16 protein-coding genes and 1 pseudogene are annotated in these 13,741 nt (G+C 72.2%); 8 read left to right on the top strand and 9 right to left on the bottom strand.

Annotated features, from left to right (window positions below):
* The first annotated feature begins 92 nt into the window (after positions 1 to 92).
* Both FHU36_RS14760 and FHU36_RS14755 read left to right on the top strand, forming a co-directional pair.
* A complete protein-coding gene (locus FHU36_RS14760) occupies positions 93 to 788 on the top strand; it encodes a hypothetical protein (protein ID WP_185084240.1) in 696 nt (231 codons plus the stop codon).
* Positions 743 to 961: a hypothetical protein gene (locus tag FHU36_RS14755; RefSeq protein WP_185084239.1), complete on the top strand. Its 219-nt coding sequence runs from the start codon at positions 743 to 745 to the stop codon at positions 959 to 961. The genes FHU36_RS14760 and FHU36_RS14755 overlap by 46 nt, the downstream gene beginning before the upstream one ends.
* Here FHU36_RS14755 and FHU36_RS14750 read toward each other — a convergent pair.
* The 4 genes and pseudogenes from FHU36_RS14750 to FHU36_RS14735 form a co-directional block, all read right to left on the bottom strand.
* Positions 882 to 1,280 (bottom strand): NADPH-dependent FMN reductase, encoded by a 399-nt coding sequence (locus FHU36_RS14750; RefSeq protein WP_185084238.1) that lies wholly within the window; start codon positions 1,278 to 1,280, stop codon positions 882 to 884. The two genes, FHU36_RS14755 and FHU36_RS14750, sit on opposite strands and share 80 nt — an antisense overlap.
* A 27-nt stretch (positions 1,281 to 1,307) precedes the next feature.
* Positions 1,308 to 2,429 (bottom strand): hypothetical protein, encoded by a 1,122-nt coding sequence (locus tag FHU36_RS14745; RefSeq protein ID WP_185084237.1) that lies wholly within the window; start codon positions 2,427 to 2,429, stop codon positions 1,308 to 1,310.
* A gap of 82 nt (positions 2,430 to 2,511) precedes the next feature.
* Positions 2,512 to 3,921 carry an amino acid permease gene (locus FHU36_RS14740; RefSeq protein ID WP_185084236.1) on the bottom strand — a complete coding sequence of 470 codons (1,410 nt, stop codon included), beginning with the start codon at positions 3,919 to 3,921 and terminating at the stop codon, positions 2,512 to 2,514.
* A 69-nt stretch (positions 3,922 to 3,990) separates the two neighbouring features.
* Positions 3,991 to 4,539 (bottom strand): annotated as a pseudogene (locus FHU36_RS14735) (response regulator); the annotation flags it as partial.
* A gap of 9 nt (positions 4,540 to 4,548) precedes the next feature.
* On the opposite strand from FHU36_RS14735, the gene FHU36_RS14730 reads away from it, so the two are divergent.
* Complete coding sequence (locus tag FHU36_RS14730; protein ID WP_312891593.1) at positions 4,549 to 5,064, top strand: CPBP family intramembrane glutamic endopeptidase; 516 nt, start codon at positions 4,549 to 4,551, stop codon at positions 5,062 to 5,064.
* On the opposite strand, the gene FHU36_RS14725 is transcribed toward FHU36_RS14730, so the two are convergent.
* Complete coding sequence (locus FHU36_RS14725; protein ID WP_185084234.1) at positions 5,022 to 6,350, bottom strand: alpha/beta hydrolase domain-containing protein; 1,329 nt, start codon at positions 6,348 to 6,350, stop codon at positions 5,022 to 5,024. The genes FHU36_RS14730 and FHU36_RS14725 overlap by 43 nt on opposite strands.
* A 219-nt stretch (positions 6,351 to 6,569) precedes the next feature.
* Positions 6,570 to 7,046: a hypothetical protein gene (locus FHU36_RS14720; RefSeq protein WP_185084233.1), complete on the bottom strand. Its 477-nt coding sequence runs from the start codon at positions 7,044 to 7,046 to the stop codon at positions 6,570 to 6,572.
* Between the two features lie 257 nt (positions 7,047 to 7,303).
* Here FHU36_RS14720 and FHU36_RS14715 point away from each other — a divergent pair, with 257 nt between their 5' ends.
* Positions 7,304 to 7,717, top strand: a complete 414-nt coding sequence (locus tag FHU36_RS14715) for a hypothetical protein (protein WP_185084232.1) — start codon at positions 7,304 to 7,306, stop codon at positions 7,715 to 7,717.
* Here FHU36_RS14715 and FHU36_RS14710 read toward each other — a convergent pair.
* Positions 7,714 to 8,343: a TetR/AcrR family transcriptional regulator gene (locus FHU36_RS14710; RefSeq protein WP_185084231.1), complete on the bottom strand. Its 630-nt coding sequence runs from the start codon at positions 8,341 to 8,343 to the stop codon at positions 7,714 to 7,716. The two genes, FHU36_RS14715 and FHU36_RS14710, sit on opposite strands and share 4 nt — an antisense overlap.
* Before the next feature lie 186 nt (positions 8,344 to 8,529).
* On the opposite strand from FHU36_RS14710, the gene FHU36_RS14705 reads away from it, so the two are divergent.
* The 4 genes from FHU36_RS14705 to FHU36_RS14690 all read left to right on the top strand — a co-directional run bounded on the left by FHU36_RS14705 (position 8,530) and on the right by FHU36_RS14690 (position 12,136).
* A complete protein-coding gene (locus FHU36_RS14705; RefSeq protein ID WP_185084230.1) occupies positions 8,530 to 9,450 on the top strand; it encodes an ABC transporter ATP-binding protein in 921 nt (306 codons plus the stop codon).
* A complete protein-coding gene (locus FHU36_RS14700; protein ID WP_185084229.1) occupies positions 9,447 to 10,151 on the top strand; it encodes an ABC transporter permease in 705 nt (234 codons plus the stop codon). The genes FHU36_RS14705 and FHU36_RS14700 overlap by 4 nt, the downstream gene beginning before the upstream one ends.
* Positions 10,152 to 10,154: 3 nt before the next feature.
* Positions 10,155 to 11,393 (top strand): sensor histidine kinase, encoded by a 1,239-nt coding sequence (locus tag FHU36_RS14695; RefSeq protein WP_185084228.1) that lies wholly within the window; start codon positions 10,155 to 10,157, stop codon positions 11,391 to 11,393.
* A 107-nt stretch (positions 11,394 to 11,500) separates the two neighbouring features.
* Complete coding sequence (locus FHU36_RS14690) at positions 11,501 to 12,136, top strand: response regulator (RefSeq protein WP_185084227.1); 636 nt, start codon at positions 11,501 to 11,503, stop codon at positions 12,134 to 12,136.
* Positions 12,137 to 12,142: 6 nt separating this feature from the next.
* Here FHU36_RS14690 and FHU36_RS14685 read toward each other — a convergent pair whose 3' ends face one another.
* Together FHU36_RS14685 and FHU36_RS14680 are read right to left on the bottom strand one after the other, a co-directional pair.
* Positions 12,143 to 12,595: a DUF8820 family protein gene (locus FHU36_RS14685; protein WP_246502044.1), complete on the bottom strand. Its 453-nt coding sequence runs from the start codon at positions 12,593 to 12,595 to the stop codon at positions 12,143 to 12,145.
* A gap of 10 nt (positions 12,596 to 12,605) precedes the next feature.
* Positions 12,606 to 13,688: a DUF6745 domain-containing protein gene (locus FHU36_RS14680; RefSeq protein WP_221495890.1), complete on the bottom strand. Its 1,083-nt coding sequence runs from the start codon at positions 13,686 to 13,688 to the stop codon at positions 12,606 to 12,608.
* Positions 13,689 to 13,741 lie beyond the last annotated feature (53 nt).

Raw genomic sequence — 13,741 nt, 5'->3', positions numbered from 1 at the left:
GATCCGCGGCGGGGTTGCGCTCATCGCCAACACACACTGCGCCCTGCGCTGACGACAAGGAAGATCGGCCACCGCAGGATGACGTCGTACCCATGCGATCCGACCGAGGGCTGGTGTGCGTGTCCACGGATTCCAGAGCCAAGGCGCCCGTGCTCCTCGTTCTCCTGCTGGCCGTGACGTCGGCTGGTTGCGGCGGCGACGCGCGGCCGGCGCGGAGCAGCCCGCGACCCCCGAGCACCGTCACGGCGTCCCCGACGGCCACGGCGACCGCGCCCGCGCCCGCGCGGTTCGATCCGCCGGTGAGGTTCGCAGCCCACGGCATCGGGCCGATGGCGCTGGAGCCGGACGGCTCGCCGACCACCACCCCCGTCGTCTGGGAACGGCACTCGTTCCGCGTCACCACCACGCGCACCACCACGACCGCCGACTACACCAACGCCCTCACCGCGACCGACCTCCTGACCGGCGAGGAGACGTGGACCGTCAAGCTGGTGCGACCGGTGCGCACCGTGCACGTCCGGCCCTTGGTCGCCTCGATCGGCGGGCGCACCCTGGTCCTCGTGGCCCTGGCCGCCGACGTCAAGGGTGAGGGGACCGAACCCGTGAGGAAGGCCGTGGAGCTCGTCGCGGCCGATCCGGCCTTCCCCGGGCCCGTGCGGGCCCGGGGTAGGCGTCGGAGGTACCGTGGGCATGTCCGACTCCCGCGCTTTGGAGAACGGTCATGTCGCGCGATCCTGATCACGTGCTCGACGCCATCGACGGCGTCGTCGACGAATGGGAGACGTTGAGCGCCGACGCCATGCGCTGGACGCCTCCGGAGAACAAACAGCCGGACCTGCTGGGCGAGGTGAGCGAGATCTTCGCCCCGCTCACCCACGCGATCACCGAGGTGCTGCGCCCGCTGGGCGACGCCGTGAACCGCGTGCTCGACCACCTCGTCGACGACGACGAGGAGCGCTGACCGGCCCGCCCGCCGCGCGGGCGGCATGGCGCAGACCGCCGCGAGCCGCATGGGGCGCAGCGCGCCGGTGAGCTTGGCCAGCCCGTCCAGCGTGCTGACCACCCGGCGCAGGCCGTTGACCGGCTCGGGTGCCGCCCGAGACGCCGCCCTGGCTGACGAAGCCGGCGGCCTTGTGCCGCCACTCCTGGTGGAGGTGGTCGAGGGCGTCCTTGAGCACGGCGTTGAAGCTGTGGTCGTCCCAGGGGGTCACGAAGACGAAGGCGTCGCGCTCGACCGTGGCGCTCCATGAGCGTGGCGGACCCCATCCGGCGCCGCACAAGTGGGCCCCGCTCCCGGAGCCGGTCGCCTAACCCGAGACGGCCGCGGCGGGCAGACCCAGGTGCCGGGCGATGGCGGCCGTCACCGGAGTGACCGTGGGCAGCGGCGGCCCGCTGTAGTGGCCGGGCTTGTGGGTGCGCAGCAGCAGCTCGCCGCTGCGTTCCCACTGGAAGCCGTCGCGCTTCAGCAGCCGCGCGAACACCTCGCCCGCCTTGCCGGGGTCCCGCTCGGCCAGTCGTTCGAGCGGCACGGGCGAGACGGCGTCGCCGCGCAGGTAGGCGGTCAGCAGGTCGCGGTGCTCGCGCCTGACCACCAGCCGGGGGTCGGCGAAGATCCGCTCCAGCCTGCCGAAGTCGGCGTAGTAGCCGAGCCCCCGCTCCGCGTCGAAGATCAGCGCCACGGTCTCGGCCTCGGCGAGGTGCTCGGGCAGGTCGGGCTCGGCGGGCGGGGGGCCGCCCAGCCGCGCCGTCTGGTGGGCGAGGTAGCCGCGCGTCATGGCGGCCACGTCGGCGCCCGGCAGCACGACGAGGTCGGCGCCGAAGTACTCGACGAAGCACCGCCGCTGCTCGCGCTGCGCCCGGCGGGCCTGGGCGAGCAGCACGGGATTGCGCATCACCCAGGCGGGATGGGCGAGGGCGAGGTGCGCCGCGACACCGGTCAGCGTGTCGCCGGCGGCGGCGCCGTGCACCGCCGGGGTGCCGCTGAGCAGCCAGTCACCCCCGAGCGGGATCAGCCGGCCCACCACGAACATGCCCGGCTCCAGCTCGCCGAAGGCGTCGTCGCCGCGGTTGGACAAGGCCCGGTAGACCAGCTCGTCCACGAGGTTGAACAACAGCGCGGCCGCCCCGTCGACGGCCCGCACCTCGTACACGCCCTCGACCACGGTCTTCCAGCTCGTCAGCAGCTCGACGTCGGCCCGGTCGAGGCCGGGCACCTCGGCGAGGAACCGGTCGATGACCGTGCCGCCGCCGGACAGCTCGTGCTGGTGGGCGAAGAAGTCGACCGGGAGGAAGGCGGCGGCCTCGTCGGCGGGCGGCCCGTCCGCGTAGAAGCGGTCGAGCACGGCGTCCAGCTCGCGGCCGAACCTGCCCGAGGTGGCGAAGTGGACCAGCTCGGCCTTCAGCTCCACGGCCCGCGCAAGCTTGCTCATCGTCACTCCTTGTGTCCGAAGTGACACTAACCGCTCCGGCGGAGTTTCCGGGGCGACTTCCCGCAACTCGGCCGCGCGGTCCCTACTCCCGCGACTTGGGGGCGCGCTCCAGCTCGGAGTGCCGACGGCTGTAGGCGAAGTAGATGACCAGTCCGAGCAGGAACCAGACGGCGAACCGCAGCCAGGTCTCCGGCGCCAGGAACGTGATCAGCCAGACGGAGAAGACCGCGCCGATGGCCGGCACCACCGGCATCCCCGGCATCCGGAAGGTCCTGGGCAACTCGGGGCTGCGATAGCGGAGCACGATCACGGCCAGGCAGACCACCACGAAGGCCAGCAGGATGCCGATGTTGGTCAGCTCCGCCGCCTCCCTGATGGGCAGGAAGCCCGCGATCACGGCCGAGGCGACGCCGACGATCCAGGTGACGCGCGTCGGCACCCGCCGGACGGGGTGCAGCTTGGCGAACCACTGCGGCAGCAGCCCGTCGCGGCTCATCGAGAACCACACCCGGGTCACGCCCAGCATGAACGTGAACATGACGGTCAGGATGCCGACGATGGCGCCGACGGCGATCACTGTCGCCAGCCCCGACAGCCCCACCGAGGCGAACGCCGAGGAGAAGCCGCTCTCGGGGTCGATCTCGCGGTAGTTCTGCATGCCGGTGAGCACCAGTGTGGCGAGCACGTACAGGATCATCGAGATGACCAGCGAGTAGATGATCGCCCTGGGCATGTGGCGCGTGGCGTCCTTCGACTCCTCCGCCGCGGTGCTCATCGCGTCGTAGCCGAAGACGGCGAAGAACACGGTGGCCGCGCCGGTGATCGCCCCGCCGATCCCGAACGGGAAGAACGGCGTGTAGTTGGCGGTGTTGATGTAGAAGAAGCCGACGACGATCACCAGCAGCACCACGGCGACCTTGATGGCGACCACGAACGTCTCGAACCTGGCCGCGCTCTTGATGCCGAGGTTCAGCAGGTACGCGATGAGCAGGCAGAGGATCACCGCGAACAGGTCCACGACGTGGCCCTCGCCGGTGCCGGGCGCGCCGAGCATCCAGGCGGGCACCTCGACGCCGAGTTGCTGGACGAGGAAGCCGAAGTAGCCCGAGATGCCGATGGCCACGACGGCGACGATGGCGGTGTACTCCAGCAGCAGGTCCCAGCCGATGAACCAGCCCACGATCTCGCCCAGCACGGCGTACCCGTAGGTGTAGGCCGAGCCGGCCTTCGGGATGAGCCCGGCGAACTCGGCGTAGGAGAAGGCCGCGGCGGCGCTGGCCACGCCGGCGATGAGGAACGAGATGAGCACCGCCGGGCCCGCCGTCTGGTTGGCGACCGCGCCGGCGAGGGCGAAGATGCCGGCGCCGATGATGCCCCCGATGCCGATGGCGGTGAGCTGCCACAGGCCCAGCGTGCGGGTGAGCTCCCCCTCGTGTTCGGTGGCGATCCGCTCGACCGGTTTGCGGCGGAAGATGCTCCGTGAAGTCACCATGACAGCCTCCTCGGGGGTGCCCTTCCCGCCCCCCGGCCGCCCTAAGCTCGGCGTCAGCCCAGGTGAGGGCTATGGTTTGACGCGTAGGGCGAGCTGGATGCGGTCGCGCAGAGCGAGCTTGCGCAGCACGCTGGAGACGTGGTTCTTGACCGTGCCCTCGGTGATGAACAGCCGGGCGGCGATCTCCCTGTTGGCGGCGCCGGCGGCGACCATCCTGGCGACCTCGACCTCGCGGGCCGACAGCAGCTCCTGGCCGCGGAAGGCGGTCGCGGCCGGCGGCGGGGCGTGCCGCAGCTCGGCCACCAGGCGGGCGGCCACCGGGCTGCCCAGCACGGTCTCCCCGCGCGCCACCCGGTGGACCGCCGAGACGAGGTCCTCGGGTGAGCAGTCCTTCAGCAGGTATCCGGTGGCGCCGGCGCGCAGGGCGCCGAAGATGTAGTCGTCCTCGTCGAACGTGCTCAGCACGATGGCGGCCACCCGCGGCTGCTCGGCGGCCAGCCGGGTGATCAGCTCGACGCCGTCCATCCCCGGCATCCGCATGTCGACCAGCGCCACGTCGGGGCGCCGCGCGGCGATCACCCGCAGCGCCTCCTGCCCGCCGGCCGCCTCGCCGGCAACGCGCTGTCGGTGGCGCTCGGTGCGGCCGTCTGGGCCCCGTGGCAGGAGACGGTCGCGCCGGTGCTGCCGATGATGCCCCTGACGATGGCGATCATCGTGCTCGGCCAGGCGTTCCCGGAGGAACTGCTGTGGCGCGGCCACCTGCAGGACACGCTGTCGGGCCGCCTGTCGCCCCGCGCCGTGCTGATCATCGTGTCGGTCGTCTTCGGCGCCCTGCACATCCTCTCCTCCAGCCCCGCCGACACCGTGACGGAGCGGCTGCTCTACCTGGTGACCGCGAGCGCGCTGGGCTTCGCCTGCGCGGCGGCCCTGGTGCGCGGCGGGGCGCTGTGGATGGCGGTCGGCGTGCACACCGGCTTCCACATGGGCCACCGGCTGCTGCCCACCCAGGGCATCGAGTACGGCGTGCAGCTCGTCATCCTGGCCTGCACGCTGGCCGTGACCGGATTCGCGCTGCTGGCGCCGTTGGGCAGGAAGGGCCGTCAGGCGGAGGCGCAGGGACGCATCGCCACGAAGTCGGCGTAGTGGTCGCGATACGTCTGCGTGTACGTGAGCGGCGGGCACAGGGCCGCGCGGGCGCGCATCGCGGCGGCCTCCTCCCGGGTGATGTGGCCGGCGGCGAGTTGGGCCAGCAGCTTGCCGCGGAAGGCCGCGAGGTACCCGGCGTGACCGGTGAAGCCGAGCTCCCCGATGCTCCTGACCATGTCGTAGCTCCCCACGAACCCGGTCACGTAGCGGGCCTCGCCCAGCTCGACGTACGGCGGGCGGGGCACCGGGCGGCCGTGGGCGTCCACGGCGAGCGCGTTGCCGGTGGCGTCGCGGGCGATGACGCCGCCCGCCGTCTTCAGGTGGTAGGAGGCCGGGGGCGCGTCGCCGTGCCGCACCCAGCGGTCGGCCTGGAGGAAGTGCGCGCGCAGGGCGGGCTCCCAACCGGCCGGGGTGGTCCGCGTCGCGAAGGACGAGATGTCCAGGTGGTCGGGCACGTGCGGGCTGCCGGCGACCGCGTAGACGCGGTAGCGGTCGGGGACGACGCCGCGGTCGGCGAGGGTGGCGGAGTCCTCGGCCTCGGAGTTGAGGATGACGAGCCTGCCGTCGTAGCGCCCGGCCAGCAGGGCGGGCTGCGGGTCCGCCCCCTCGGTGGTGAACGGCAGCGCCAGGTCGAACACGCCCCGCGCCCGTCCCGACGTGACGAGGTCCAGCACGGGGACGGAGGAGTCGGAGAAGCCGGTGACGTACTTCCTGGCGGCCTCCCCGAGGATCCGGCGGGCGACCGGGTCGCGGGACAGCGCGCGGGCGAACTCGGTGACGATCTCGGGATCGGTACGGCCGCCGCCCTCGGCCGTGCCGCCTCGGACGAAGACGCCGGGGGCCCGGGGGTCGAGGACGCGCAGGTTCTGCCCGGGGCCGAAGTCGGCGGTGCTCCAGCCGATCCCGGCGTGGGCGAAACCGCGGCTGAAGAGCAGACGCGGCCGCAGGTAGACGTCGCGGGCGCCGAGCCCGATGGAGAAGTGCGACGGCTCGACCAGGACCGTCCCGTTGCCCCGCCCGGCTTCCGAGGGCGCGGTGATCTGGTACGGCACGCGGAACGCGCCGGTGGAGGTGCGGCCCTCGAACACGCCGTCGTGGCGCAGGTGGACCGTCCGGCCGTAGTGCCCGGCCCAGGTGACGTTCCGCGGGATCAGCCGGCCCTCGGCGGCCGGGTCCGTCCGGTGGTGATCGGCGGCCGTGCCACGGGCGGCCCCCGCCGGCAGGGCGGCCGCGAGGACGACGGCGAGGACGAGCGAGCGGCGCAACCGGGAGCGGATGAGCATGCGTACGGGCCCCTTCGACCGTGGCCGCCCCGCACGGGCGACCCCATCGCGACGCTAAGCCGCAGGTCAACGGCGATCACGGGGGCACGCCCTGGCCCGTCGTCAACACCGGGCCAAGTTCGCGTCAGGTCGTGGCGGGTGCCGCCCGGGCCGGCCGCGCTCGCGGACGGCCGGTCCCGGGAGGGCACCGCATGGTGGCGGCGTGGTGAGGCTGGCGGATCAGCCGCAGTTGCCCCACTTGCCGCGCTTGGCCGAGGCGATCCCGAAGTCCTTACGCGTGTCGGTGGTGTGGCCCTCGAAGTCGACACACTGCTTCTTGCCGTAGCCGATGGCGGCGGCGTAGTAGCGGTACTTCTTCGCGGTCAGCGTGCCCGGGTCACGGTAGGCGCCGCCGCCCTTGATCTTGAGGATCGCCTGGGTGTAGGTCGGCGTCCCGGCATAGGCGGTCTTGATCACCACGACGCAGTTCTTCTGCAGGCCGCGGTTCCACATCAGCCAGACGTGCCCCCACGTGGAGCCGCCGTTCTTCAGCGTCCGCATGTTGTCGGCCACGTGCGTCCAGCCGCCGCGGCCGGACTCCTTGGCGCAGGCGGATTCCGGGGTGTAGCCGGCGGCCAGGGCGGGGGCGGGGTGGGCCAGAATCGTGCCGGCTCCGAAGAGCGCGGCCACGGCAAGAGCCTTGGCGTGCTTACGCAATGCGTTCCATCCTTCTCGGGGCGGCCAGGCCTCACAGCCTGACCTGAGGTCATGACAGCGTGTTGGCATGATCGCCAACCGTGGTCATGGTCTCATGTGAGAGATCCGTAAGTGACCCTTTTAGGACGCCGAATCCCGGTATCGGGTTGTGTGGCGCTGGTCACCCTTGCTGTGTGGATTCCTACACAGATGATCCTCCGGGGGCTCCGTAATGTCCGTGCTGCCGGACGAAACCGGCAGCACCCGAGGAGGAACCCATGCGCAAGACCCTGGCCATCGCGACCCTGGCCGGCTCCATGGCCGTCACCGGTCTCGCCCTCACCCCCGCCGCCCAGGCGGCCACCACCACGACGGCCACCACGACCGCGTCCCAGCAGGTCGTCACCTGGGGCAAGTTCTTCTCCAGCGACCACAAGGCCTACACGTTCGGCCGGACGTGGAAGAGCGGCGGCAAGGTCCACACGAAGTGGTACGGCGTGGACAAGGCGGGCGGCAAGAAGGGCTGGGTGTGGTTCAGGTACTACCAGAACGGCGCCTGGCACACGTTCAACAAGTCGTGGGACGGCAAGGTCGTCGGCACCTGGAGCGGGCGCGGGATCAAGAAGATCTACACGTACACCTGCTGGGCGGGCAAGTCCGACAACTGCGGCCGCACGTACCGCATCTTCTAGACCCGGGGAGGCTCCCCGGGCAGACCGAGCGTCCGGTGGATCATCGTGTGCATGTGGGCGCGGAACCGCGCCAGCGCGCGAGGGTTCTCGGGGCCCTGACGCTCGCCCGACTTGTCGTACACTCCGCTCTGCACGAAGCTGTGGATGCACCAGATCATCGAGATGACCGTGAAGTCCATATCGGCGTCACCCACGTTCAGTGGCGCGATGGAGTCGATGACGGACTGGGCGAGCGGCTGGACGTACACCGGTTCCAGCCCCGCCACGTCGGTGGCGTCGGCGAGCCAGCGATGCATCCACAGGGCCGGAAACTCGGGGTGCTCGGCGCAGAAGTCGATGTAGCGGTCGAGGAGCCGGTGCAGCGCCACCACCTTCGCCTCGCCGGGAGCGGCCGTCAGCTCCCGCGTGGCGTCCTCCATCTCGTCGGCGAAGCCACGAAATGCCCGCTCCATGACCGCCAGGTACAGCTCGCGCTTGCTGCCTACGTGGTAGCTGACCGTGGCGACGTTCAGCCCGACGGCCTCGGCGATCTGACGGGTGGACGTGCCGTCGTAGCCGAGCGCGGCGAACAACCTGGTGGCGACCTCGAGGATCATCTCCCGCTGGCCGCTCTCCCGTGAACTCACGCGGCCGACCCTAGGTCCGACCGCGGGGTCGCTCAATCAGTTGATGGACAGGTTTCGACCAACTTCTCACCAATCGCCGGCGCCGCGCCATCCACCGATCGGTGGATTCCCGGTTCAGCCGCCCACCCACCGAACTCCGGCCGGTGGGTCGATTCGCCGCGCGGGTCCGCGCCGGATGCTTGATCCATGGCAGTCATCGACGTCACCGGCCTGACGAAGAGGTACGCGGGACAGACGGTCCTGGACGGGGTGTCGTTCTCCGTGGAGGACGGCGAGATCTTCGGCATCCTCGGCCCGAACGGCACCGGCAAGACCACCACCGTGGAGTGCGTGGAGGGCCTGCGGCGGCCCGACGGCGGATCGGTCCGGGTGCTCGGGCTCGACCCCGTGCGGGACGGCCGCCGGCTGCGCGAGGTGATCGGCGTGCAGCTCCAGCACACGCAGCTCCCCGAGAACATCAAGGTCTGGGAGGCGCTCGACCTGTACGCCTCCTTCTACGCCCGCCCGCGCGACTGGCGCGAGCTGCTGGAGCAGTGGGGCCTGGCCGACAAGCGCAACGCCCGCTTCGGCAAGCTGTCGGGCGGCCAGAAGCAGCGGTTGTTCATCGCCCTCGCGCTGGTCGGCGGCCCGAAGGTAGCCTTCCTCGACGAGCTGACGACGGGCCTCGACCCGCAGGCCCGCCGCGCCACCTGGGAGGTCATCAAGCAGGTGCGCGACAGCGGCGTCACCGTCGTCCTGGTCAGTCACTTCATGGACGAGGTGGAGGAGCTGTGCGACCGGGTCGCGGTGTTCGACCGCGGCAGGGTCGTCGCCATCGACACCCCGACCGGCCTGATCGACGGGGTGGACGCCGAACACCAGATGCGCTTCACCCTCATGACCGACGCCGTCGACCCGGCCGCCCTGCTGGGCGACCTGCCGGGCGTGTCCGGTGTGACCCGTACCGGCGACCAGGTGGTCGTCACCGGGCGGGGCGACTTCGCCACGGCCGTCACCGCCGCCCTGGCCCGCCACCAGCTTCTCGTCGCCGACCTGCGCATCGGCAGGCGGACGCTCGACGACGCCTTCATCGCCCTGACCGGCCGCCCCTTCGGAGACCCCTCATGAGCGCCCTCGCCAAACTCACCACCGTCGAGCTGAAGCTGCTGGCGCGCGAGCCCGGCGCGATGTTCACGATCCTCATCCCGCTGTTCATCCTCGTCGTGTTCGGCAGCTCGATCACGCCCGGCGACACGGTGCTGCTGCCGATGTCCCTGGCCATCGCCGTGGGCCTGGTCGGCCTCTACCAGCTCCCCACCACCCTGGCCACCTACCGTGAGCGGGGCATCCTGCGGCGGCTGTCCACCACCCCGGTGCGGCCGGCGAGCCTGCTGACGGTGCAGCTCGCGCTCCAGCTCGTGCTGGCGCTGACCGCCTGCGGACTGCTGGTCGCCGTCGCGGGCACCGTCCTGCGCGCCCACGTGCCCTCGGGCGCCCTGGCGCTCACGGTGGCGTTCCTGCTCGGCACGGCCGCGATGTTCGCGATCGGGCTGCTGATCGCGGCCCTCGCGCCGAACGGCCGGGCCGCCAACGGGATCGGCGTGCTGCTCTACTTCCCCATGGCCTACCTCGCCGGGCTCATCCAGCCGACGCATCTGATGCCCGCTGTGTTGAAGAACGTGGGGGAATACACTCCTCTGGGCGCCTTCCGGCAGGCGCTCCAGGAGGTCTGGGCGGGCGGCTTCCCCAGCCCCGTGCTGATGGCCGTGCTGGCCGCGTACGCGCTGGTCATCAGCCTGGCGGCGGCCAGATTCTTCCGTTGGGAGTAGGACGTGACGAGGACGGCGGCGGACACGCGGCTCGACCGGTGGGAGCGGCGCCTTGAGCGCCTGCTCGCGGCCGTGCCGTACCTGCTGCTGGTGGTGTCCACGGCGCTGAGCTGGCTGACCGGCGACACCGCGTGGCCGCACCGCCTCACCACGCTCGGCCTGGCCGCGCTCACCGCCGCCTGGATCTGGGTGATGGGCAGGGCGTCCGGGGTCCGCCGCGTCGTCTACGTGGCGGGCCTGGTGGTCCTGATCGCGGTGCTCAACACGCGGGGGATCTGGTTCGCCTCGTTCTTCGCCTTCACCGGTTACCTGCACTCGTGGTGGTACCTGCCCGGCAGATGGCGGCTCGCCGGGGTGACCGCGACCGCCGCGGTCTGCATCCCGGGCTACACCGGCCGGCTGCCCGAGCCCACCCTCGGAGGCATCCTCACCTACCTGTTCTTCGTCGCCGTGGTCGTCGCGCTGGTCTGCCTGTTCAGCTTCGTGGGCGACGTCACCACCGAGCGGAGCGCCGAGCGCAAGCGCATGGTGGCGCGGCTGGAGGAGACGCTGCGGGAGAACGCGGGCCTGCAGACCCAGCTGCTGGTGCAGGCGCGCGAGGCCGGGATGCTCGACGAGCGCCAGCGGATGGCCCGTGAGATCCACGACACGCTCGCCCAGGGGCTGGCCGGCATCATCGCCCAGCTCCAGGCCGCCACCCACGCCGAGGAGACCGGCGAGGACCCGGCCGTCCGTCGGCGGCACCTCGACACGGCCACGCGCCTGGCCCGCGACAGCCTGGCCGAGGCGCGCCGGTCCGTGCACGCCATGGAGCCGGGGCCCCTGCAGTCGGCCCCCCTGCCGGACGCGCTGGCGCGGGTCGCCGCCGAGTGGTCCGAGCTGCACGGCGTACGTTCCGACGTCACCGCGACGGGTCCGGTCCGCCCGCTGCATCCGGAGGTGGAGGGGACGCTGCTGCGCACGGCCCAGGAGGCGCTGGCCAACGTGGCCAAGCACGCCGGGGCGAGCCGGGTCGCCGTCACGCTGTCGTACATGGAGGACCTGGTCAGCCTGGACGTGCGCGACGACGGGGCCGGGTTCGACCCGGTGCGCGCCCGCGACGGCGGCGGGTACGGCCTGACCTCGATGCGCCAGCGGGTCACCCGCCTGGCGGGCACCCTGGAGATCGAGAGCGAGCCGGGCGGCGGCACCGCGATCTCCGCGGCCGTCCCGGCGGTGCCGGGGGAACGCGCGGATGCCTGAAGTCGCGGCACCGCAGATCCCTGCACCTGACGCCACTGCGCCTGACACCACTGTGCCGGACACCGCGGCGCCTGGGACCATCGTGTGGCCGCCGAAGGAGAGCGCCCTTGTCTGACACCCCCATCCGGCTGCTGATCGTCGACGACCATCCCATCGTCCGCGACGGCATCCGCGGCATGTTCACCGGTGACCCGCGCTTCGAGGTGCTCGGCGAGGCGGGTGACGGCGCGCAGGCCGTCGACCTCGCCCGCGCCCTCGACCCCGACGTCGTGCTCATGGACCTGCGGATGCCCCGCATGGACGGCGTGACGGCCATCAGGGAGCTGGCGCGGCTCGGTGTCCGGGCCCGCGTGCTGGTCCTCACCACCTACGACACCGACAGCGACGTGCTGCCCGCCATCGAGGCCGGGGCCACCGGCTACCTGCTGAAGGACGCCGCGCGTGAGGAGCTCGCGCGCGGCGTCGAGGCGGCGGCCCGCGGCGAGGCCGTCCTGTCGCCGTCCGTCGCCACCCGGCTGATGGGCCAGGTACGCCGGCCCGCCGACCCGCTGAGCGGCCGCGAGCTGGAGATCCTGCGCCTGGTGGCCCAGGGCACCACCAACCGCGAGGCGGCGGCCCGGCTGTTCATCAGCGAGGCGACGGTCAAGACCCATCTGCTGCACATCTACGCCAAGCTCGGCGTCAACGACCGGGCCGCGGCGGTCGCCGTGGCCTACCAGCGCGGCCTGCTCACCGTGGAGTGAGCCGGCTCAGTCGGCGACCAGGCGGGCCCGGTGGCCGTCACGTTCGCGCTGCCGCCTGACCACGTACGTGCCCGGCGCGCAGCCCACGGCCCCGTGCTCGGGATGCAGCAGGTAGGCGACTGCCGTGGCCTCGAAGACGCCGATCGCCAGCACGTCGGGGTCCCGCACGGTGGTGGTCCACCGGCAGGTGCCTGGCTCGGCGAGGAGCGTGTGCGGGTTGCCGCCGGCGCCGGACCGGAGCAGCTCGACGCCCTCGGGGGGCACGTCCGTCCAGCCGGCGCCCGCCCAGACGCCGACGGCGGGCGCGACGACGGACAGCGGGATGACGAGGAGGTCGCCCTGGGCCTGGAGCCCGTCGACGACGGGGACGCGCATCGACCGCTCCAGGTGGTCGAGCGTGGTGGGCATGGTGGGCGTGGTGGGCGTAGTGGGCGGGGAAGGGACGGTGGTCAGGTTCATGGTGGTCACCTCAGGTTCGTCGGGCGAGAAGGGAGTACTGCTCGGCGGTCAGGCCGTACGTCCAGGCGGCGGCCTCGACGGGGTCGGTGAGGAAGCCGGGCACGGTGAGCCCGTGGCGGCGGCGGGTTCCGTCGCGTTCGACCGACCCGTTGACCACGAAGAGCACTCTCGTGTCCGCGCGCAGGTCGTACAGCCGGAGCCGCGCGCCGGGGTTGCCGGGGTCCGGAGCGTCGGCGACCAGCCGCAGCGCGGCCCGGTCGACGAAGTGCCCCCAGCCGACGCGTTCGATGGCGCACCGCCTGACCTCGGCGTCCGGTTCGCGGCTGATCCGGCCGGCGCCGGGATCGTTGATCACCCAGGGGGGCACCGGGGTGCCGTGCCAGGCGTGCACCTCCCAGCCGTCGGCGTACCGGACGGCGGGGCCGTCGGCGTGGTGCGGCCGGACCTCGCCGGCGTCGCCCCACGGTTCCGTGTGCACGGCGGTGGGCCGCTCGGACACGACGCACACGCCCTCGCGGGGCCACCACCAGCCGCACGAGCGGGCGGCCGCCGCCCACAGGCCGAGCCGCCCGGCCGGGCCGGGCGGGAGCTCCACGCCGCCGATCCGGCGCAGGGCGTCGTAGTGGGCGACCCAGGAGACGCACTGCGTCCCGTACCAGGAGCTCCCGAGCTGGGCCGGCGCGCCGTGCGCGGCTGTGAGCTGCATGAGGAGCACGTTGGCGGCCGATCGCGTGAGCGAGAGGCGCACGCGCTGGCGGATCACCTGGTCGACGGACCGTTGCGCCGGGGTGAGCCGCGAGTCGATCTCGCGGCACAGCGCGTTCACGGCGGCCCGGAACCTGGGTGGCAGCGGCCAGTCCGGCAGCCTCTCCACGGCCTCCGACGGGCGCGGGCGCACCCCCGGCGGGAGCGTGGCGACGGCCACGGCCGGTGAGGAGACCCAGTGGAAGCGCGGTGGGGCCAGCCCGATCAGGTCGTACAGGCCGGTGATGGCCGCCTCTGCGGCCGGACGGTCGGCGGGCCGCGTCGACAACGCCTGGCCCAGCCATTCTTCGTGGATTGCGGCAGCTTCCCGCTGCACGAGAACGCTCACCAGACGAGGGTGGCGTTGTCCTTTCTCACGATCATGTGGGAAATGGTGACAGA

This window comes from Nonomuraea muscovyensis, assembly GCF_014207745.1.
Lineage (GTDB): Bacteria > Actinomycetota > Actinomycetes > Streptosporangiales > Streptosporangiaceae > Nonomuraea > Nonomuraea muscovyensis.
The sequence above is the reverse complement of the archived record's forward strand: the minus strand, read 5'-3'. Positions and strand labels throughout refer to the sequence as shown.

Coding starts and splice junctions, on each gene's coding strand:
- FHU36_RS14725 (WP_185084234.1), bottom strand. CDS start 6,350: ATGCTCATCCGCTCCCGGTTGCGCCGCTCGCTCGTCCTCGCCGTCGTC.
- FHU36_RS14705 (WP_185084230.1), top strand. CDS start 8,530: ATGGCAGTCATCGACGTCACCGGCCTGACGAAGAGGTACGCGGGACAG.
- FHU36_RS14745 (WP_185084237.1), bottom strand. CDS start 2,429: ATGAGCAAGCTTGCGCGGGCCGTGGAGCTGAAGGCCGAGCTGGTCCAC.
- FHU36_RS14760 (WP_185084240.1), top strand. CDS start 93: ATGCGATCCGACCGAGGGCTGGTGTGCGTGTCCACGGATTCCAGAGCC.
- FHU36_RS14685 (WP_246502044.1), bottom strand. CDS start 12,595: ATGAACCTGACCACCGTCCCTTCCCCGCCCACTACGCCCACCACGCCC.
- FHU36_RS14715 (WP_185084232.1), top strand. CDS start 7,304: ATGCGCAAGACCCTGGCCATCGCGACCCTGGCCGGCTCCATGGCCGTC.
- FHU36_RS14740 (WP_185084236.1), bottom strand. CDS start 3,921: ATGGTGACTTCACGGAGCATCTTCCGCCGCAAACCGGTCGAGCGGATC.
- FHU36_RS14700 (WP_185084229.1), top strand. CDS start 9,447: ATGAGCGCCCTCGCCAAACTCACCACCGTCGAGCTGAAGCTGCTGGCG.